This is a genomic window from Bradyrhizobium sp. HKCCYLR20261 (assembly GCF_051168435.1).
GTDB lineage: Bacteria > Pseudomonadota > Alphaproteobacteria > Rhizobiales > Xanthobacteraceae > Bradyrhizobium.
In genome coordinates this window covers 49,001-68,816 of sequence record NZ_JBNPUZ010000016.1, presented here as the reverse complement: position 1 = coordinate 68,816, position 19,816 = coordinate 49,001, and the positions used below count along the sequence as shown (strand labels likewise).

The 19,816-nt window shown below is 65.1% G+C and carries 15 protein-coding genes; 12 read left to right on the top strand and 3 right to left on the bottom strand.

What is annotated here, in order from left to right:
- Positions 1-11 precede the first annotated feature (11 nt).
- From ACQR1L_RS27845 to ACQR1L_RS27820, 6 genes are all read left to right on the top strand, one after another.
- Positions 12-836, top strand: a complete 825-nt coding sequence (locus ACQR1L_RS27845; RefSeq protein ID WP_434861119.1) for a transglutaminase-like domain-containing protein — start codon at positions 12-14, stop codon at positions 834-836.
- Between the two features lie 36 nt (positions 837-872).
- On the top strand, positions 873-1,283 hold the full coding sequence (locus ACQR1L_RS27840; RefSeq protein ID WP_434861118.1) for a gamma-glutamylcyclotransferase family protein: 411 nt from the start codon (positions 873-875) through the stop codon (positions 1,281-1,283).
- A 268-nt stretch (positions 1,284-1,551) separates the two neighbouring features.
- On the top strand, positions 1,552-3,558 hold the full coding sequence (gene dnaG, locus ACQR1L_RS27835; RefSeq protein ID WP_434861117.1) for a DNA primase: 2,007 nt from the start codon (positions 1,552-1,554) through the stop codon (positions 3,556-3,558).
- 409 nt (positions 3,559-3,967) lie between these two features.
- Positions 3,968-6,079 carry an RNA polymerase sigma factor RpoD gene (gene rpoD / locus ACQR1L_RS27830; RefSeq protein WP_434861116.1) on the top strand — a complete coding sequence of 704 codons (2,112 nt, stop codon included), beginning with the start codon at positions 3,968-3,970 and terminating at the stop codon, positions 6,077-6,079.
- A gap of 152 nt (positions 6,080-6,231) precedes the next feature.
- Positions 6,232-6,471 carry a hypothetical protein gene (locus ACQR1L_RS27825; protein ID WP_434861115.1) on the top strand — a complete coding sequence of 80 codons (240 nt, stop codon included), beginning with the start codon at positions 6,232-6,234 and terminating at the stop codon, positions 6,469-6,471.
- Between the two features lie 441 nt (positions 6,472-6,912).
- Positions 6,913-7,848, top strand: coding sequence for a DUF817 domain-containing protein (locus tag ACQR1L_RS27820; protein WP_434861114.1), 936 nt, complete (start codon positions 6,913-6,915; stop codon positions 7,846-7,848).
- 147 nt (positions 7,849-7,995) lie between these two features.
- On the opposite strand, the gene ACQR1L_RS27815 is transcribed toward ACQR1L_RS27820, so the two are convergent.
- Positions 7,996-8,232 (bottom strand): hypothetical protein, encoded by a 237-nt coding sequence (locus tag ACQR1L_RS27815; protein WP_434861113.1) that lies wholly within the window; start codon positions 8,230-8,232, stop codon positions 7,996-7,998.
- Positions 8,233-8,567: 335 nt separating this feature from the next.
- Here ACQR1L_RS27815 and ACQR1L_RS27810 point away from each other — a divergent pair, with 335 nt between their 5' ends.
- Positions 8,568-8,942: a thiol-disulfide oxidoreductase DCC family protein gene (locus ACQR1L_RS27810; protein WP_434861112.1), complete on the top strand. Its 375-nt coding sequence runs from the start codon at positions 8,568-8,570 to the stop codon at positions 8,940-8,942.
- A gap of 98 nt (positions 8,943-9,040) precedes the next feature.
- Here ACQR1L_RS27810 and ACQR1L_RS27805 read toward each other — a convergent pair whose 3' ends face one another.
- Together ACQR1L_RS27805 and ACQR1L_RS27800 are read right to left on the bottom strand one after the other, a co-directional pair.
- Positions 9,041-9,355: a hypothetical protein gene (locus tag ACQR1L_RS27805; protein WP_434861111.1), complete on the bottom strand. Its 315-nt coding sequence runs from the start codon at positions 9,353-9,355 to the stop codon at positions 9,041-9,043.
- A gap of 150 nt (positions 9,356-9,505) precedes the next feature.
- Positions 9,506-10,018 (bottom strand): hypothetical protein, encoded by a 513-nt coding sequence (locus ACQR1L_RS27800; protein WP_434861110.1) that lies wholly within the window; start codon positions 10,016-10,018, stop codon positions 9,506-9,508.
- 356 nt (positions 10,019-10,374) lie between these two features.
- Here ACQR1L_RS27800 and ACQR1L_RS27795 point away from each other — a divergent pair, with 356 nt between their 5' ends.
- The 5 genes from ACQR1L_RS27795 (at position 10,375) to ACQR1L_RS27775 (ending at position 19,566) form a co-directional block, all read left to right on the top strand.
- Positions 10,375-11,193: a lytic murein transglycosylase gene (locus ACQR1L_RS27795; protein WP_434861109.1), complete on the top strand. Its 819-nt coding sequence runs from the start codon at positions 10,375-10,377 to the stop codon at positions 11,191-11,193.
- Positions 11,194-11,256: 63 nt separating this feature from the next.
- The gene (gene putA / locus ACQR1L_RS27790; RefSeq protein WP_434861108.1) at positions 11,257-14,928 is read left to right on the top strand and encodes a trifunctional transcriptional regulator/proline dehydrogenase/L-glutamate gamma-semialdehyde dehydrogenase; all 3,672 of its coding nucleotides are present in this window, start codon (positions 11,257-11,259) and stop codon (positions 14,926-14,928) included.
- Between the two features lie 150 nt (positions 14,929-15,078).
- Positions 15,079-16,326, top strand: coding sequence for an amidohydrolase family protein (locus tag ACQR1L_RS27785; protein WP_434861107.1), 1,248 nt, complete (start codon positions 15,079-15,081; stop codon positions 16,324-16,326).
- 1,601 nt (positions 16,327-17,927) lie between these two features.
- On the top strand, positions 17,928-18,956 hold the full coding sequence (locus ACQR1L_RS27780) for a ParA family protein (RefSeq protein WP_434861106.1): 1,029 nt from the start codon (positions 17,928-17,930) through the stop codon (positions 18,954-18,956).
- A gap of 1 nt (position 18,957) precedes the next feature.
- A complete protein-coding gene (locus ACQR1L_RS27775; protein ID WP_434861105.1) occupies positions 18,958-19,566 on the top strand; it encodes a HEPN domain-containing protein in 609 nt (202 codons plus the stop codon).
- Positions 19,567-19,816: the final 250 nt, after the last annotated feature.

Here is a 19,816-nt window from a genome sequence, read left to right as displayed (position 1 = left end):
GGAGGGGACGGATGCAGATCAAGGTCGGGTTCGAGATCGCCTATGCGGCGCCAGCCGCGACGCCGATGGTGATCATGCTGTCGATCCATCCCTCGCGCCGACAGGACATCATCGGCACGGAGACCATCGTCGCCGAGCCGGCGGTGCCGATCAGCTTCTATCACGACAGCTTCGGCAACATCTGCGGCCGCCTGGTGGCGCCGAGCGGCGGCGTCACCTTTCATGGCAGCGCGATCGTGCGCGATTCCGGCCTGCCGGATGCGGTCAATCCGGAGGCGCAGCAGCTGCCGATCGATCAGCTGCCGGACGAGCTTCTGCTCTATCTGATGCCGAGCCGCTATTGCGAGACCGACAAGCTGACCGACGTCGCCTGGTCGCTGTTCGCCCAGGTGTCGGCGGGCTGGACGCGGGTGCAGGCGATCTGCGACTTCGTCCATCAGCATGTCAGCTTCGGCTATGAGCACGCCCATCACATGAAGTCGGCGCACGATGTCTATCAGTCGCGCACCGGCGTCTGCCGCGACTTCGCGCATCTGGCGCTGACCTTGTGCCGCTGCATGGGCATCCCGGCGCGCTACTGCACCGGCTACATGGGCGACATCGGGATTCCGCCGGAGCCTTATCCGATGGATTTCTCCGGCTGGTTTCAGGCCTATCTCTCCGGCCAGTGGTACACGTTCGATGCCCGCCACAACGTGCCGCGCATGGGGCGCATCCTGATGGCCACCGGCCGCGATGCCGCCGACGTCGCGCTGTCGACCTCGTTCGGCCGGATGACCCTGACCAAATTCCACGTCGTCAGCGACGAGATCCTGCCCGCCCGCGGCGCGGCGTAAGCTGGCCTTGCCGCGCCGGGGCGGCTATGCAGGACCATGAGCTCCGACACGACCTCCGATCTCCTGTTCGTCTACGGCACCTTGATGCGCGGCTTCGACCATCCGATGGCGCGGCTGTTGTCGGCCAATGCCGATTTCGTCGCCGAGGCCAGCTGCCGCGGCCGGCTCTACCGCATCCAGCACTATCCCGGCCTCGTGCTGTCGGAGGACGCGGCCGATATCGTCCATGGCGAACTGTTCCGGCTGCATCAGCCCGCGCCGATGCTGCGCGAGTTCGACATGTACGAGGCCTGCGGCGAGGGGTTCGAGCAGCCGACCGAATATCTGCGCCAGCACCTCGGCGTGACGCTGGCGGACGGTTCGGTCCGCGAGGCCTGGACCTATGTCTACAACTGGCCCGTCGACGAGGCCGCCCGCATCGCCTCGGGACGCTTCCTGGCGCCGTAGGCCTTTCCGCCGTCATTCCGGGACATTGCGCAGCGATGGGCCCGGAATCCATAACCACGAACCGCGCGGGGCACGCAGGTGACGTGGCCGTCACGCCCTCATTGCCGCTCGTGGTTATGGATTCCGGGGCTCGCCCTGCGGGCGCCCCGGAATGACGGGCGGAGAGAGCGGGGGCTGTGAATAGCCCTGATAAGGCCGAGGAAGTTCACATTTCGTACACGGCTGCCTATATGCGTAAGTTCACCCACACAGGACCGTAACGCCGCCCATGGCCCGCTTCACCCCCGAATTCCTCGATGAGCTGCGCGCCCGGCTTCCGGTCTCGGATGTCGTCGGCAAGCGCGTGAAGCTCAAGAAGGCCGGGCGGGAGTGGAAGGGGCTGTCGCCGTTCCAGCAGGAGAAGACGCCGTCCTTCTACGTCAACGACCAGAAGGGTTTTTACCACGATTTCTCCTCCGGCAAGCACGGCAACATCTTCGACTTCGTGATGGAGACCGAGGGCTGCTCCTTCCCGGAGGCCGTGGAGCGGCTGGCGGGGATTGCCGGCCTCGCGCTCCCTGTGGCGACGCCGGATGCGGCGCGGCAGGAGCGCCAGCGCAAGACGCTGTATGACGTGATGGAGCTGGCGGCGAAATTCTTCGCCGACACGCTGGCCTCGCGCCATGGCGCAAGAGCGCGAGGCTATCTCGCCGACCGCGCGATCCTGCCGCAGACGCAGCTTCAGTTCCGCCTCGGCTACGCGCCGCCGGACCGCTTCGCGCTGAAGGAATATCTCGGCGCGCAGGGGGTGCCGGTGAACGACATGGTCGAGGCCGGTTTGCTGGTCGGCGGCGACGACATCCCGGTGCCGTACGATCGCTTCCGCGACCGGGTGATGTTCCCGATCACCGACCTGCGAGGCCGCGTCATCGCCTTCGGCGGGCGCGCGATGCAGAAGGACGTGCCGGCAAAATATCTCAACTCGCCGGAGACACCGCTCTTCCACAAGGGCGACAACCTCTACAATCTCCCAGCCGCCCGCCAGGCCACGCACAATGGTGCGCCAATGATCGTGGTCGAGGGCTATGTCGACGTCATCGCGCTGGTCGCGGCCGGCTTCGCCGGCGCCGTGGCGCCGCTCGGCACCGCGCTGACCGAAAGCCAGCTCGCGCTGATCTGGAAGATGGTCGACGAGCCGATCCTCTGCTTCGACGGCGACCGTGCCGGCCAGAAAGCGGCCTACCGGGCCGCCGACCTGGCGCTGCCGCATCTCAAGCCCGGCAAGAGCCTGCGCTTCGCGCTGCTGCCCGAAGGCCAGGACCCCGATGACCTCGTCCGCTCCGGCGGCCGCGGTGCGGTCGAGGAGGTGCTCAAGGTCGCAAAGCCGCTCGCCGAGGTGATCTGGTCGCGCGAGATCGAGGGCGGCAGCTTCACCACCCCGGAACGGCGCGCCGCGCTGGAGGCGCGCATCGGCCAGCTCACCGGCGGCATCGCCGATGAGGTGGTGCGGAGATACTACAAGCAGGACCTCAGCGACCGGCTCTACCGCGCCTTCGCGCCGGACGGCGGCAGGGGCTTTGGCCGCGGCTTCGGTGCCGAATCAGGACGCCGGTTTGCCCCTCGTGGTCCCGGTTCCGGGCAACAGGGGCGGTTATCCACAGGGTGCGGCCGCCGTGGCGGCGCGCCGTCCACAGGCCCGTCAATGGCTCGCGGACCCTACATGGCGGCGAGCCCGCAACTCGCGATGAGCCCCATCATGCGCGGCCAGCGCTCGGCGATCTCGCGCCGCGAGGCGCTGATCCTGCAATGCCTGATCAACCACCCCTGGATCCTGCACGACCACCTCGAGGAGGTCGCGGCCCTGGAACTCGCCCACCCCGAGGCGCACAAGCTGCGCGCCGCGATCATCGCCGCCTTCGCCCACGACCACCACCATTCGCCGGATCCGGACGAGCAGGCCGAGAAGATGCGCACCGACCTGGAGAAGGGAGGCTTTTCCGAGCTTCTTCAACGGGTTGAGCGGGCGATCACGACCGCGGCGGTGTGGGCCGCCAAGCCCGGGGCGGCGCGCGATGACGTTCTTGCGACTTGGCACCAGCTCGTTGCCTTGCATCGGCAATGGCACTCCTTACTTAGGGAATTGAAGGATGCCGAGCTTGCCTTGGGCGATGAGCCGAGCGAGCCGAACATGGGCTGGTTGAGGGACGTGAAGGCCAGGATGGCCGAGATGGACGGCACCGAAGCGCTGATCGAAGGCTTCGGGGAACTGTCCGGGCGTACCAATCGCAACGTGTGAAAATCGGGCCCGGCGCCCTGTCATGGACGAGCACATTTCGGCCGGTCCCGCCGAGCGGGATCAGGGTCCGCGCGAAAAGACTCGCCAAATCCATGGTTTGGCTGCAAAAACAGGGTTAATCGAAGTTTAAGAGGTCCGGGGCATTTTCTGCAAGTGATGGGTTGGTTTCGCTGTCGGATACCACGCCGGTAATTGGGCGCCGGATTCGATTGCAAAACCGGTATCGCTTTTGCAAGAAACGCGCGCCGGTCCAAAACGGGACGACACCAGCGACAGACCTTTGGGGGTGGCGACTTCAGATGTGCGCCGCCCTTTCCGCGTCGAGAACAGTTTGAGTAGAGCAGGCGGGCGCCGCGATGCCAAGGGCTACGATGCCACGGGTAGAGCGGGCGCGTTTCGGGAGCAATGAATGGCCACGAAGGCAAAGACGCTGCAGGTGAAGGACAAGGAAAAGGACGACAAGGCCGCCGACGCTCCCGAAAAGGACGCCGCCGACGCCCCTTCGCCGTTGCTCGACCTGTCGGACGCCGCCGTCAAGAAGATGATCAAGCAGGCCAAGAAGCGCGGCTTCGTGACCTTTGATCAGCTCAACGAAGTGCTGCCTTCCGACACCACCTCGCCGGAACAGATCGAAGACATCATGTCGATGCTGTCCGATATGGGCATCAACGTGACCGAGGCCGAGGAGGCCGACGAGTCCGAGGAGAAGGACGACGGCGAGGACGAGACCGACAACGAGCTTGTCGAGATCACGCAGAAGGCCGTCACCGAGGTCAAGAAATCCGAGCCCGGTGAGCGCACCGACGATCCCGTGCGCATGTATCTGCGCGAGATGGGCACCGTCGAGCTGCTGTCGCGCGAGGGCGAAATCGCGATCGCCAAGCGCATCGAGGCCGGCCGCGAGGCGATGATCGCGGGCCTCTGCGAGAGCCCGCTGACCTTCCAGGCCATCATCATCTGGCGTGATGAGCTCAACGAAGGCAAGATCTTCCTTCGCGACATCATCGATCTCGAAGCCACCTATGCCGGCCCCGAGTCCAAGGGCGGCATGAACCCGCAGATCGCAGCGCCCGCGGCCGGCGATGGCGAGGCGGCCGAGGGCGGCGAGATCCAGGCGGCGGTTGCGCCGCCGGCGGCGCCGCAGCAGGCGACGCCGTTCCGTGCCGCGCCGAACGGCGGCGCGCCGGCCGAGGAGAAGGATCCCGGCGAGGCGGCGGCCGAAGCCGACATGGACGACGACGAGTTCGAGAACCAGATGTCGCTCGCCGCCATCGAGGCCGAGCTGAAGCCGAAGGTGGTCGAGACCTTCGACAAGATCGCGTCCGAGTACAAGAAGCTGCGCCGCCTGCAGGAGCAGGACATTGCAAACCAGCTGCAGAGCGAGTCGCTGTCGCCGTCGCAGGAGCGCAAGTACAAGAAGCTCAAGGACGAGATCATCGTCGAGGTGAAGTCGCTGCGCCTCAACCAGGCCCGCATCGATTCGCTCGTCGAGCAGCTCTACGACATCAACAAGAAGCTGGTCTCGTTCGAGAGCCGCTTGATGCGTCTCGCCGACTCCCACGGCGTCGCGCGCGAGGACTTCCTGCGCAACTACCAGGGCTCGGAGCTCGATCCGCGCTGGCTCAACCGTGTCTCAAAGCTCTCGGCCAAGGGCTGGAAGAACTTCGTCCATTACGAGAAGGACCGCATCAAGGATCTGCGCCAGGAGGTGCAATCACTGGCCGCGCTGACCGGTCTCGAGATCGGCGAATTCCGCAAGATCGTGCACTCCGTGCAGAAGGGCGAGCGCGAGGCCCGTCAGGCCAAGAAGGAGATGGTGGAAGCCAACCTCCGTCTCGTGATCTCGATCGCCAAGAAGTACACCAACCGCGGCCTGCAGTTCCTCGACCTGATCCAGGAAGGCAACATCGGCCTGATGAAGGCGGTCGACAAGTTCGAGTATCGCCGCGGCTACAAGTTCTCGACCTACGCCACGTGGTGGATCCGGCAGGCGATCACCCGCTCGATCGCCGACCAGGCCCGCACCATCCGCATCCCCGTGCACATGATCGAGACGATCAACAAGATCGTCCGCACCTCGCGCCAGATGCTGAACGAGATCGGCCGCGAGCCGACGCCCGAGGAGCTCGCCGAAAAGCTCGGCATGCCCCTGGAGAAGGTGCGCAAGGTCCTGAAGATCGCAAAGGAGCCGCTCTCGCTCGAAACCCCCGTGGGTGACGAGGAGGATTCACATCTCGGCGACTTCATCGAGGACAAGAACGCGATCCTGCCGATCGACGCCGCGATTCAGTCGAACCTGCGCGAAACCACGACGCGGGTGCTCGCCTCGCTGACCCCGCGCGAAGAACGCGTGCTGCGCATGCGCTTCGGCATCGGCATGAACACCGACCACACCCTGGAAGAAGTCGGCCAGCAGTTCTCGGTGACGCGCGAGCGTATTCGTCAGATCGAGGCGAAGGCGCTGAGGAAGCTGAAGCATCCGTCGAGGTCGCGGAAGCTGCGTTCGTTTCTGGACAACTGATCGCTGTCCAGACGGACGTCATTGCCGGGCTTGACCCGGCAATCCATCAGAACAGAACGGCGGACCGAGAGGTTCGCCGTTTTCGTTCATGGCTAGTGAGTCCCCGGCCATCCTCCACGGCAGTGATGCCAAGATCCGAAAGACGTGCGCCGATGTCCTCAACTCTGTTCGCGACCGTCCGCCTGCTCGAGAAACTCGGTCACCACTTCTTCATCGAGCGAACGCGACCCGATACGATCCGACTATCCGTGACGTTGGTCGGCGAGCGGCTGGAAATCGATGTGTTCGAAGACAATCATCTCGAATTCAGCCGCTTCCGCGGCGACGAGAGCGTCGAAAGTGACTACGAAAAGCTGATGTTCATTCTGCAGTCTCAGGCTGACAGCAACTGAGAAGTCGCTATAGTTCGCGCAACGACACAGCTGATAGCGGGTACACGCCGATTGCGCGTTGTTTTGCTGTCCTACAGGCCGTCCTTGCTTCCGCAGCGGGCGCTTTTGGATACAGCGCCCTCGCCCCTTGTGGGAGAGGGCATGTAAGGCCCATCCGCGTATGCGGTTGGGTGAGGGGTCTGTATCCGCGAGTCGCGCTTGTGGAGAAGTGCCACTCACCCGACCGAATTTGCAGCGCTGACCTACATGCCCTCTCCCACAAGGGGACGGGGAGCATTCATGGGCTTCGTGTTCGTTGTCAGTTGTGACCTTCGACGGTTCGCGCTCGTCGCAAGCCTCGTCCGCACTTGTCCGCATTGCTCCGGGAGAAGGCCGAAAATTCCGCTGACGTGGCGTGAGCCGCCGCTGCTACCTATTAGGTCCTTCACGGACCAGCTTTCGATGCAGAACGACAGAAAATCTTCGTCAGATAGCACTTCAAGCGCCGCCGCAATCTGGCCGCTCCTCCGTCCCTTCATCGCCGCCGAAGCTCGCCTCGCCGCTCGCGCCGCCGAGACACCCAGCACCGCCTTCCTCTACGAATTCCTCCGCTTCGGCGTGAAGCAGGCCTGGGCCTGCCTGTTCGGCGGCATCGCGGTGGTGCTGATGCTGGCGACGTGGCGGTTCTATCCGGCGCAGGCGCCCCTCGCGCGCTACGACTTCCTGCTGCTCTGCATGCTCGGCGTCCAGGTCGCGCTGCTCGCGCTCGGGCTCGAGACGTGGGAGGAGGCCAAGGTCATCCTCATCTATCATCTCGTCGGCACCGCGATGGAGCTGTTCAAGACCGCGACCGGCTCGTGGATCTATCCCGAGCCGAGCCTGATCCGGCTCGGCGGGGTGCCGCTGTTCTCCGGCTTCATGTATTCCTGCATCGGCAGCTATCTCTGCCGGGTCTGGCGGCTGTTTGATTTCCGCTTCACCGGCCATCCGTCACGGCGCTGGCTGATCGCCTTGAGCGCTGCGATCTATCTCAACTTCTTCACCGACCATTATGGCCTCGATCTCAGGCTGGTGCTGTTCGGCTGGGCCGCGCTGCTGTTCGCGCCTGCGACCGTGCACTTCAAGGTCTGGCGCGTGCACCGCTCGATGCCGCTGATGCTCGGGCTCATCCTGGTGTCGCTGTTCATCTGGCTGTCGGAGAACATCGGCACCTTGTCGCGGACCTGGATCTATCCGGCGCAGGCGCATGGCTGGGCGATGGTGTCGCCCGCCAAGCTCGGCTCGTGGTTCCTGCTGCTGATCATCAGCTACACGCTGGTCAGCCTGATCAACCGGCCGAGGGCGATGGACGTCAAGGAGAACGCGTTGTCGCCGGAGTGCGAGCAGCAGGCCGCCTAGCGCGCAGCCGTAGGGTGGGCAAAGGCGCTCGCACGATGGTCAGGCTTGAGACGGTCTTGCGCGCCGTGCCCACCGCGCCTCGCGGCAGTCAGCTGATGGTGGGCACGCGCTTGCGCGCTTTACCCACCCGACGGCAGCTCGGCTTTACTACTTCTTCTTCGCCCCGACCCGCTCCAGCGACTTGATCGCCAGCGGCGGGCGGCCGGATTTTTCGGCGATGTCGCGGTCCTGCTCCATGATGAAGCCGCGCGCGGGTTCGTCGCCGTCGAGGCCGCCGAGCAACTCGGCCGGGACGCGGCGGTTGGAGCGCTGCGAGCCGTCCTCATAAATGACGTTGAAGAAGGCGAATTCGCCTTTGGGATTGGAGCCGGGTTTCTTTGCCATGGGGGGCTTTTCCAGGATCGCGACCGCCGCGTCAACGAGCACGGACGCCGGTCTGCACATCGATTTTGCTGAGGAAAATGGTTAAGGGGGCAGAGCAGGGCAGTCGCCTGAGCAACGATGCTCCGGCACACCCGCTCCCGCAACGACGCACCGTGCCGGGCGCCATGCGAGGCCGCGGGTGCCAGGCTGATATGGTGATGCCGCCGCGTTTTTCTACCGTTCGGCCTCGCGCGCGACCGCATTCCGGGCTCCTCGATTTTGCCGGATCGGCATGCCCCCATGCGCCCGATTCCATGTCAGCCTGATGAACGCCGCCTCCCGGGATGCCGATGTCGATGCCGCAACTCACCATCTGGTACAACACCCGCTGTCCGGTCTGCGACGCCGGCATCGACTGGCAACGCAACAAGCTGCTGGCGCTGGTAAAGTCGGGCCGCGTCGCGTTCAAGGACATCAACGAAGAGCCGGAGGCGCTGGCTGCGTTCGGTGCCGATATCGACGCCGTCCGCCGCCGCCTGCATGCGACCGACGAGGACGGACAACTGATCACCGGCGCCGACGTCGCGCTCTTGCTGTGGAAGCTGACGCCGGGCGAGGGGTGGCTGGCGACGCTGCTCGGCAACCGCGTGATGCGGCCGCTGACGCGGTTCGGCTACGACCGGTTTGCCGACGGGCTGTTCGCGTGGAACAAGTGGAAGGGGCATTGGTGAGCGTGCGTGCTTGAGGCATGCTCTCGCCGCGAGGGCGGTGGACTCCCCTCCCCGCAAGGGGGAGGGGAGCGCACCGTCGGCGTTGCAAAAGCCGGGCTTTAGCGCCGGCGCACCTTCACCCGGGCGTGTACCCGCGTGCCGCCGCGTGGGCCGTCATCATCATCGCTGCTGCCGAGTGCCATGATTGCGGTGCCCATGGCGGTCGAGCCGAAGGTGACGAAGAACGAACCGAGCAGCAGGCCGATGGCGACGCCGGGGGAATGGTCGGCGAAGATCAGGTGGCGCATGTCCCAGGGGTTCAGGGCCAATAGGCCGCCGACCAGCACCACGGCCATGACCAGCCCGAGCGCGAGGTTGATCGCGAGCAGGCGGAACAGAGGCGACTGCAGCAGTCGGCGCTGGCGGGGCGGCATCGGCGATCTCCTGAAGATCGTGAACGACGGCGGAATCGTAGCACCGATCGCGCCCCGCTCAAGGCCGGAGCGGCCCGGTGCGCGCATAACTGCCGACCGGGGCGTGCATCGTTTCGGGACAAGCCGCGACGAATAGCGCTGCCCCACGGCCTACGCCGCCTCGCCCTCGGCGACGCCGTGCTGCTTGGCGATGACCGTCTGCCAGACGCTGGCGATCGCGCGCTGCGTTTCCGGCGCGATCAGGCAATGGCCTTCATGGTCGAAGCCGCAGAAGCGCGCGGACGGATCATGCCGCGTTTCGATCAGCGCCTTGTTGATCATCTCCAGCGACGCCATCACCTGGCCGATGTTCTGCAGCCGCGTGTGATGCAGGATGTCGATCAGGCGATAGATCATGACCGGCGGCTGGCCCAGCGCGATGCCGGGGCGGCCGAACTCGAAGAACACGTTGATGGCCGGCAGCACGCCCTGGATCTGCGCGAGAATCTTGGCCGCATCGTCATTGCTGCAGGCGACGAGATGCGCGCCCGGCACCGGCAAGGGCGGCGCTGACGGCGTCTCCGGGCCGAGCCCAAGGCCGGCGAGCACCTGATGCTCGATCCAGCGCCGCACCTCCGGTGGCGCCGAGCGGATCTGGTCGGCGGTCAGCGTAATCCCGATCATGGCGTGGTCTCCTTTTGTAGGGGAGATTAGGAAGGGGACAGTGGGTGGATGTTGATGAGGATCAAGGGGCCTCCGGCTCACGGGGCGTGATCGATCACGCGTCTTTCTGCGCAGTCGGTCTGCGCCTCCCCCGCGTGCGGGGGAGGTCGTATCGCATCGAAGATGCGATACGGGTGGGGGAAGCTCTCTCCATGCGCACCGCCGTTGCGGCGGCCCCCACCCCAGCCCTCCCCCGCAAGCGGGAGAGGGGGCGCACCGTTCGCGGGATTGGCAGATGCGGTCACATCGCCGCAGTTTTGACGGCGGCATTTCGGCCATGCCATGATCGCCCGATCGGGAATCACCAGGGAATCCGCATGCTTCTGCGTCGTCTGGCCGTGCTGCTCGCGGCTTCGCTCTCGGCCCTCACGGCGGCAAGCTCCGCGCAGGCCGCGCGCTGCGGTGGTGACTTCAATACGTTCATCGCCAACATCTCCACGGAGGCGCAGAGCGCCGGCATGTCCGGCGGCACGATCAGCCAGGCGCTGTCGGGCGTGACGCTCGATCCGGCGGTGCTCGCCTTCGACCGGCGCCAGCGCTACACCTTCAACAAGAGCTTCGAGCAGTACGTCTCGACCCGCGTCGGCGCGGGACGCATCAATGGCGGGCGGGCGATGCTGCAGCGGCATGCGGCGCTGCTGTCGAAGATCGAGAGCCAATATGGCGTGCCGCGCCAGATCCTGGTCGCGATCTGGGGGCTGGAGACCGATTTCGGCAAGGGCGACATGGGCAAGCTGCCGGTGATCCGCACGCTTGCCACGCTCGCGCATGATTGCCGCCGCACCGAGCTGTTCCAGGGCGAGCTGCTGGCCGCGCTCAAGATCGTCGACCGCGGCGATCTCACCTTGCGCGACCTGATCGGCGCCTTCGCCGGCGAGATCGGCCAGACCCAGTTCCTGCCGTCGTCCTACATCAAATACGGCGTCGATTTCGACGGCGACGGCCGCGTCGATTTGCGCCACTCGACCGCCGACGTGCTCGCCTCGACCGCCAATCTGCTGAAGACCAGCGGCTTCAAGATGGGCCAGCCCTATGACGAGGGCAGCGCGAATTTCGACGCGATGCGCGAGTGGAACAGGGCGGTGATCTACCGCAAGACCATCGGCTACTACGCGGACCAGCTGATGGGACGCTAGCGCTGCATGATGTCGGTGCCTACCTAGATCTGGACACGCGGGAATCGCTTCAGGAGACGGGTGATGTCGCAAGCACAGAGCCGGTCCGATCCCGCGCCTCCCTTCGCCGCTTTCGCCGCGCAGGTACAGCCGCAAAGCGGGTTGCGCGCCGCGATCACCTCGGCGTATCGCAGCGCCGAGCCTGACTGTATCAGGCCGCTGCTCGATCTCGCGGCGCTGACGCCGGAGCAGTCCGCGCGCAGCGCTGATCTCGCGCGCGATCTCGTCCAGCGCCTGCGCGGCAAGGCCGGCGCGGGCGGCGTCGAGGGCCTGATCCAGGAATATTCGCTGTCGAGCCAGGAGGGCGTCGCGCTGATGTGCCTCGCCGAGGCGCTGCTGCGCATTCCCGATACGGCGACCCGCGATGCGCTGATCCGCGACAAGATCGCGACCGGCGACTGGCAGGCGCATATCGGCCACAGCCCGTCGCTGCTGGTGAATGCCGCGACCTGGGGCCTGATCGTCACCGGCAGACTGACGGCGGCGGCGAGCGAGGAGAGCCTGGCTTCGTCGATCACGCGGCTGATCGCGCGCGGCGGCGAGCCGATCATCCGCAAGGGCGTCACGCTGGCGATGCGGCTGATGGGCGAGCAGTTCGTCGCTGGGCAAACCATCGACGAGGCGCTCGCGAATGGGCGGCAATGGGAGGCGCAGGGCTTCCGCTATTCCTACGACATGCTCGGCGAGGCCGCGACCACGGCCGAGGACGCCGCGCGCTACTTCGCTGCCTATGAGAGCGCGATCCATGCGATCGGGCGGCACGCGGCCGGCACCGGCATCTACGAAGGGCCGGGCATCTCGATCAAGCTGTCGGCGCTGCATCCGCGCTATCAGCGCATCAAGCGCGAGCGCGTCATGGCCGAGCTGTTGCCGCGGCTGAAGCAGCTCGTGCGTCTGGCCCGGCGCTACGACATCGGACTGAACATCGATGCCGAGGAGGCTGACCGCCTCGACCTCTCTCTCGATCTGCTGGAAGCGCTGTGCTGTGACCCGGATCTCGCCGGCTGGAACGGCATCGGCTTCGTCATCCAGGCCTATCAGAAGCGCTGCGCCGTCGTCGTCGACTGGATCATCGATCTCGCGCGGCGCTCGCAGCGCCGGCTGATGGTGCGGCTAGTGAAGGGCGCCTATTGGGACAGCGAGATCAAGCGCGCCCAGGTCGACGGCCTCCCGGACTTTCCCGTCTTCACGCGCAAGAGCCACACCGACGTGTCCTATCTTGCCTGCGCCCGCAAGCTGCTCGCCGCGCCGGACGCGGTGTTCCCGCAGTTCGCGACGCATAACGCGCGCACGCTCGCGTCGATCGTCGAGATGGCGGGCCCGGACTACACGCCCGGCCAGTATGAATTCCAGTGCCTGCACGGCATGGGCGAGCCGCTGTATGAGGAGGCCGTCGGTCCCGAGCGGCTCGGCCGTCCGTGCCGCATCTATGCGCCCGTCGGCTCGCATGAGACCTTGCTGGCCTATCTGGTCCGCCGGCTGCTGGAGAACGGCGCCAACACGTCCTTCGTGAACCGCATCGCTGATCCCAACATATCGATCGACGAACTGATCACGGATCCCGTCGACATCGTGCGCGCCTCCGAGCATCCCGGCGCGCCGCATGACAAGATCAGGCGCCCGCGCGAGCTGTTCGGCAAAGCCCGCGTGAACTCGGCCGGTCTCGACCTCTCGGACGAAAGCACGCTGGCGCAGCTCGCCGAAGGATTGGCGGCGAGCGTGACCTGTGGCTGGACGGCGCGTCCGCCCGGCGCCGCGGAGGGACAAGGCGCGCGATTGATCCGCAATCCGGCCGACCACGACGACATCGTCGGCAAGGCCACCGATGCGAGCCCGTCCGACATCGAGGCCGCGCTGATGCGCGCGGCCGCAGCCGCCGCCGTTTGGGCAGCGACAGCTGCAAGCACCCGCGCCGCGTGCCTGCGTCGCGCGGCCGATGCGCTGGAGGCGCGCAGCACCGTCCTGATCGGACTGATCGTGCGCGAGGCGGGAAAGACCTATGCGAACGCGATCGGCGAAGTGCGCGAGGCCGTCGATTTCCTGCGCTATTATGCGTATGAGATCGAAGCGCTCGCTGCTGATGACGCTCTCATTCCGCTCGGTTCGATCGTCTGCATCAGCCCGTGGAATTTCCCGCTCGCGATCTTCACCGGCCAGATCGCGGCGGCGCTCGCGGCCGGCAATCCGGTGCTGGCGAAGCCGGCCGAGGAAACGCCGCTGATCGCCGCCGAAGCGGTGCGCATCATCCATGAGGCCGGCGTGCCGGCGGAGGTCCTGCAGCTGCTGCCCGGCGACGGCCGTGTCGGCGCGGCGCTGGTCGGTGATCCCCGTGTGCAGGGCGTGATGTTCACGGGATCGACCGAGGTCGCGCGGCTGATCCAGACACAGCTCGCCGAACGCCTCACCGCGCAGGGACAGCCGGTGCCGCTGATCGCGGAGACCGGCGGCCAGAACGCGCTGGTCGTGGATTCCTCGGCGCTCGCCGAGCAGGTCGTCGCCGACGTCATCGCCTCGGCGTTCGACTCTGCCGGCCAGCGCTGCTCGGCGCTGCGCATTCTCTGCCTGCAGGAGGACGTCGCCGATCGCATCCTGTCGATGCTGCGCGGCGCGCTGCGTGAGCTCGAACTTGGCAATCCCGCGTCGCTGTCGGTCGATGTCGGCCCGGTCATCAGCGCGGAGGCGCGCAGCACGCTCGAGGCGCATGTCGCCACGATGCAGGCTCGCGGTCACGCCGTGGAGCGGCTGCCGCTGCCGCCGCAGGCGGCGCAAGGCACGTTCGTCGCGCCGGCTATCATCGAGATCGCCAACGTCTTCGATGTCGAGCGCGAGGTGTTCGGCCCCGTGCTCCACGTCCTGCGCTATCGTCGCGAACAGCTCGCCGACCTCATCGACGCGATCAATCTCACCGGCTATGGCCTGACCTTCGGCATCCATTCGCGCATCACGGAAACCATCGCGCGCGCGTCGAGCCGCAGCGCGGCCGGCAACATCTATGTCAACCGCAACGTCATCGGCGCCGTCGTCGGCGTGCAGCCGTTCGGCGGCTCCGGGTTGTCGGGGACGGGGCCGAAGGCCGGCGGCCCGCTGTATCTGCGCCGGCTGTTGGCCGTACCGCCGGGCCCGGTTCCCGAATTGGTCGGCGTGCTCGACATGGCGGCACAAGCCTATCTCGACTGGCTGCGCGCGGACGGGCCTGCCGATGCCGCGCGGGCCTGCGAGGCGCTTCTGTCCTGCGTGTCGGCCGGCGCCGAGATCGAGCTGCCCGGGCCGGTCGGCGAGCAGAACATCTATCGCATCAAGCCGCGTGGCGCGGTGGCCGCGCTGGCGCGGACAGAGCAGGCATTGCTGATCCAGCTTGGCGCCATCCTGGCCACCGGCAACCAGGCAATCGTCGAACGATCGAACCCGGCGCTCGTGGCTCTCGGCGGTCTCACCGGTCAGGCGCGCGAGCGCGTCGTCACCGTGGAGAACTGGCGGACGGTCGAGGCGCTTGCAGCCGTGCTCTCCGATGGCGATGCGCGGGAGCTCATCGGGCTCGGACGGGAGTTGGCCGCGCGTGCGGGACCGATCGTCCCGCTCGTCGCGCGGCGCAGCGTGGACGGCGGCTACGATCTCGACCGGCTCGTGGAGGAGATCAGCCTCTCGACCAACACGGCGGCGGCCGGCGGTAACGCCAGTCTCATGTCGATCGGGTGAGCGGCGATCGGATCGGCGAATGCAGGTATTCCGGCTTGAGCTGGCTCGCCGCGCCGGGACGCGATAGGGGATGAATCCGTTGCTGCCTGCCGTCGCTTGCGGCCGTTGCGCCAAGCCGACTGACTTCCCGTTCCGATCGAGGACACCTTGATGCCGACCATCCTGTTCCAGAATGCCGCTCTGCTCGACCCGCTGCAGCCTGACCTGCTCGAAGGGCAGCACGTCCTGGTGGAAGGCGGTCTGATCAAGGAGGTCTCCGACAAGCCGCTGCAGGCGAGCGCCGACCAGACCATCGATCTCAAGGGCAAGACCCTGATGCCCGGCCTGATCGACCTGCACGTCCACGCCATCGCGGTCGAGCTCAACCTCGCCCAGCAGGTGCAGATGCCGAACGTGCTGGTGACCCTGCGCTCGGCGATTCTGCTGAAGGGCATGCTGCGCCGGGGCTTCACCACGGTGCGCGACGCCGGCGGCGCCGGCTATCCGCTGAAGCAGGCGGTCGAGACTGGCCTCACCGAAGGCCCACGGCTGTTCGTCTCCGGCCGCGCGCTCAGCCAGACCGGCGGCCATGGCGACATGCGGGCGCGCACCGATTTCCTCTCCGACAACGCGCCCTGTCCGTGCTGCGTGCGCGTCGGCGCGCTGGCGCGTGTCGCCGACGGCGTCGATGCCGTGCGCAAGGCGGTGCGTGAGGAGCTGCAGATGGGCGCCGACCAGATCAAGATCATGGCCTCCGGCGGCGTCGCCTCCCCGACCGATCCGGTCGGCGCGTTCGGCTATTCCGAGGACGAGATCCGCGCCATCGTCGCCGAGGCGCGCGGGCGCCAGACCTATGTGCTCGCACATGCCTACACCGCGGAAGCGATCGCCCGCGCCGTCCATTGCGGCGTGCGCACCATCGAGCACGGCAATCTGGTCGACCTGCCGACCGCGCGCCTGATGGCCGAGAAGGGCGCCTACGTCATTCCGACGCTGGTCACCTATGAGGCGCTGGCGAACGAAGGCGCGCAATACGGCCTGCCGCCGGAGAGCGTCGCCAAGATCGCCGACGTCCGCGACGCCGGCCTGCGCTCGCTGTCGATCTACCGCGAGGCCGGCGTGAAGATGGGTTTTGGCAGCGACCTGCTCGGCCCGTCGCAGCGGCTGCAGAGCGACGAGTTCAGGATTCGCGCCGAGATTCTCGGGGCCCGCGAGGCGATCGCCAGCGCCACCGTGATCGGCGCCGAGGTGTTGGGCATGGAGGGCAAGCTCGGCCGCGTCCTGCCGGGCGCCATCGCCGATCTGCTCGTGGTCGACGGCAATCCGCTGCGCGACGTCTCCTGCCTGCTCGGCCAGGGCGATCACATTCCGCTGGTGATGAAGGCCGGCAAGGTGCACATCGACCGGCTGAACGGCTGAGGCCATTCGGCGCGCGCGGAGCTTCGAGATCGGCCCCGCTGTCACCCTCCCCTGGAGGGCAGGGCTATCGCATGTGGAAGTTCCGGACTGTCGCGACGAACGATCCTGCAAGTTAGTTACTCCGTCATGCCCGGGCTTGTCCCGGGCATCCACGTCGTTCTCAGTATGCCGGCCGACGTGGATGGCCGGGACAAGCCCGGCCATGACGATGTGGAGAGAGACGAGCACAAAACGGCGATCGCCAGATGCGATAGCCCTGCCCTGGAGGGGGAGGGTCGGCTCATAGGCGCGAAGCGCGTAGGAGCCGGGGTGGGGTGATCTCTCCATGTGCACTGGTTTTCGCGGCTTCACCCCACCCCGCTCGCCCGCTTCGCGTGCGACCGACCCTCCCCCTTCAGGGGAAGGTGAGACTGAAATCGCGGCGCATGCCGTGTCGTCATCGCAAATTGGCGATGAAAGCATCGTGCCTTTCCACGTATTCGCATCATGCTCTAGAACGCAATCACGCGGCCTCGCGGCGCCCGGAGCGTCCGAGTTGTACGGGTCGTTTCGCCCTCGTCGAAGCAGAGGGCGCAGGGAATGCCGGGAGCTGGCCGCCCCCATGGCCCGCCAGCGAGAAAAAATGCTGGCGGCAGGTACCACAGGTTCAGCCGAGACATCCCGGCATTCCCCGCGCGATGGTTGGGCGGCTTATACGTCCTCTCCCCGGGGACCGGCTGTTTTGCCCCCGTCACGAATGATGATCGTCACCATCCGCTTGGCCTCAGCACCGGGAGGCCAGGACCCTACGATTTCGCCGGCGCATCGGGCTCGTTCGTCCGCACGATGGCTCGCGCTGCGATCCAATGCACCCACCGCATCCCGCACCCACGTCTCGTGACGATCGCGAAGCGCCCCTCATGGCGGGACGGGATGCGCAGAGTCAATTATGATTTTCTGAAAAACGAAAGTGGAATATTTTTCGTCGGAGGACTGGACAAGGGTGATGTGCTTGAGGCGGTGAGTGAAATTGGGCGCATGATATCAGATCGTCTTGTCAGTCGTGCGCTCCTGGCTTCGGGCCCGCACGAGTCTCGACAAGCATATCCGCTCAATCCGAGCAGGCCGACGTCTTTGGCGGCGGCCGGAAGGTCCGAGAAGGGCGGATTGCGGACGTGACAGGGCGGTTCGACCTGCCGTCAATGGCCTGAAGCCTAACGACTTGCGGCAATGCAACAAGTCGGCTCTTATTCTGAATACACTGACCACAGAGCTAACCCGGTCCAGAGGGATCGCCTCTTGCGGGGCCGTGTAATCCAAAGTGGTGCTTGCGGGCGATGCACAGGGACGGCCGCGTATGGTGGAAAGCGCAATTGCCGGTTTCTCACGTCTGATCAGGATAAGCAGCAGTTGCCGAGACGCCCCGGAATTCGTAGGATAGTGGAAGAAAGCGAAGGGCATCGCTACGCTCATCTACTATAAGTTTGCTAAATTGCTGGATTCACCAGATCAAGCAGTCCGAGCGAGCTTTCAAGTGCCGAGACAGCCGTTTCAATTACGTCACTTGCCTGGCGATCACGCGCCGGCGATGACTAAGACGATGTGCTCCTGGGAATTCCGTAATGGCAAAGCGATTGGTGTTGTTCAACCACAAGGGTGGCGTCAGCAAGACCACGACGGTCTACAACGTAGGCTGGATGCTCGCCGAGCAGGGACACCGGGTCCTGCTTGTGGATGCCGACCCGCAATGCAACCTCACGAGCTTGATACTCGGCGATGACTTTGATGCGTACTACCTGGACGATGCGACGCGACTTCAGAATATCAAGGATGGCGTGGCACCGGCCTTCAAGGGCAAGCCCACGCCCATCACGCCCGTGGTCTCCAAGTCTCCCGCCCGCCAGTCACGGGTGCACTTGCTAGCCGGCCATGCCACGCTTTCTGAATACGATGCGTCACTGACCTTCGCGCAGACCTCGAATGCGTTGGCTACGCTGCAAAACCTGCCCGGTGCCTTCCACGAACTTATCCGCCAAGTCGAGGAGGCCAACCGCATTGAGTACACGATCATCGACCTCAACCCTGGCCTGAGCGCAATCAACCAGAACCTTTTTCTGAACTCTGACTTCTTCCTGATCCCGACCAACCCCGATCCGTTCTCCATCATGGCGTTGCAGACGCTGGAAACCATCTTCCCGCGGTGGGCCACCTGGAAGGTGGGCAACGAAGCGGTGTTCAAGGACTCGGCCTACCCACTACTACCAGGCTTGCCCAAGTTTGCCGGCACCGTGATACAGCGCTTCAACGTGCGAAGGGGGCGCGCGGCCGCGCCGTACCGGGACAACATCGCCGAGATAAAGAAAGTCACATACGAGCGCCTCTATCCTGCACTCAGGAGTAGCGGTCTCACACTCCCCGAAAGCAACTACCCGCAAACGCTGAGTAACAATGGCTTCTGTCTGGAGGAAATCCCGGACTTTGGTGCCTTGTTGCCACGCTCTCACGAAGCCGGCGTACCAGTGTTTGCACTGCGCGATAACGAGCTAGGCGCAAGCGGGGTAGTCTTAGCCAACACGATCGAGAAGCGTGACCAGATCCGTGGACAGTTCGACGCCGTCGCAAAGACGCTGAAAGACCTCATGAACGGATAACATGCTCAACGCCAAGGGGGTATTTCACAACAACATCAGGCAGGCGAACGAACTTGGAGCCCTCTACGAGTATTTGAGCAACACGGTGCCCGTTCCCGAACAGTTCGACGATTTGTTGCGATCCCAGGTCGTCAATGCCGTTAGCGCTTTCGACAAACTGATGCACGATTTGATTCGCATTGGTATGGTGAGAATTTTCGAAAACCAAAGACCGTCAACTGGAAAATATCTGAGCGAGGCTGTTGCCATTCAGCATCTGCAAGGGCTCGCGCCCGGCGCTGTTCCTCCGCCGCCTGTTCGCTTTGAGGAAATCGTTCGCGAAAAGCTCAGCAAATTGTCGTTTCAGGATCCAACGAAAATCGCCGATGGTCTGAGCTACATTTGGAATGAGAGCCAAAAGTGGCAGCAGATCGCTCAAGGACTAGGAATGAGCGACGACGCCGCCAAGCGCAAGCAGAGGCTGATTGTTACGCGCCGAAACGCCATCGTCCACGAGGCAGATCTCGATCCGATAACTAACCAAAAGCAGACCATTACGAGACCGGAAGCAACGGATATATCTAATTTCCTTCTGGCTCTCGGCAATCGAATATGCGACTTAATAGTCTAAATCAACTACGTCGATAAACAGCGAGCGTAGGACGGATGAACGTAGTGCTTCCCATCTTTGCGCTGTACCTGCCCGCTGATGAGTAGCGCTACGCTAAACCTGCTTCGCTCCTGTCTCAATTTGCGTTTAGGCACCATTTTCGTCAGAGTTCGCTTGCACGGTCGACTCGATTCAGCGGACAAACATCTGACTTGGGTCGGCGGCCGTAATTGAACCTGGTCAATTGGAGGGGCCGCTTCTGGCCCATCGC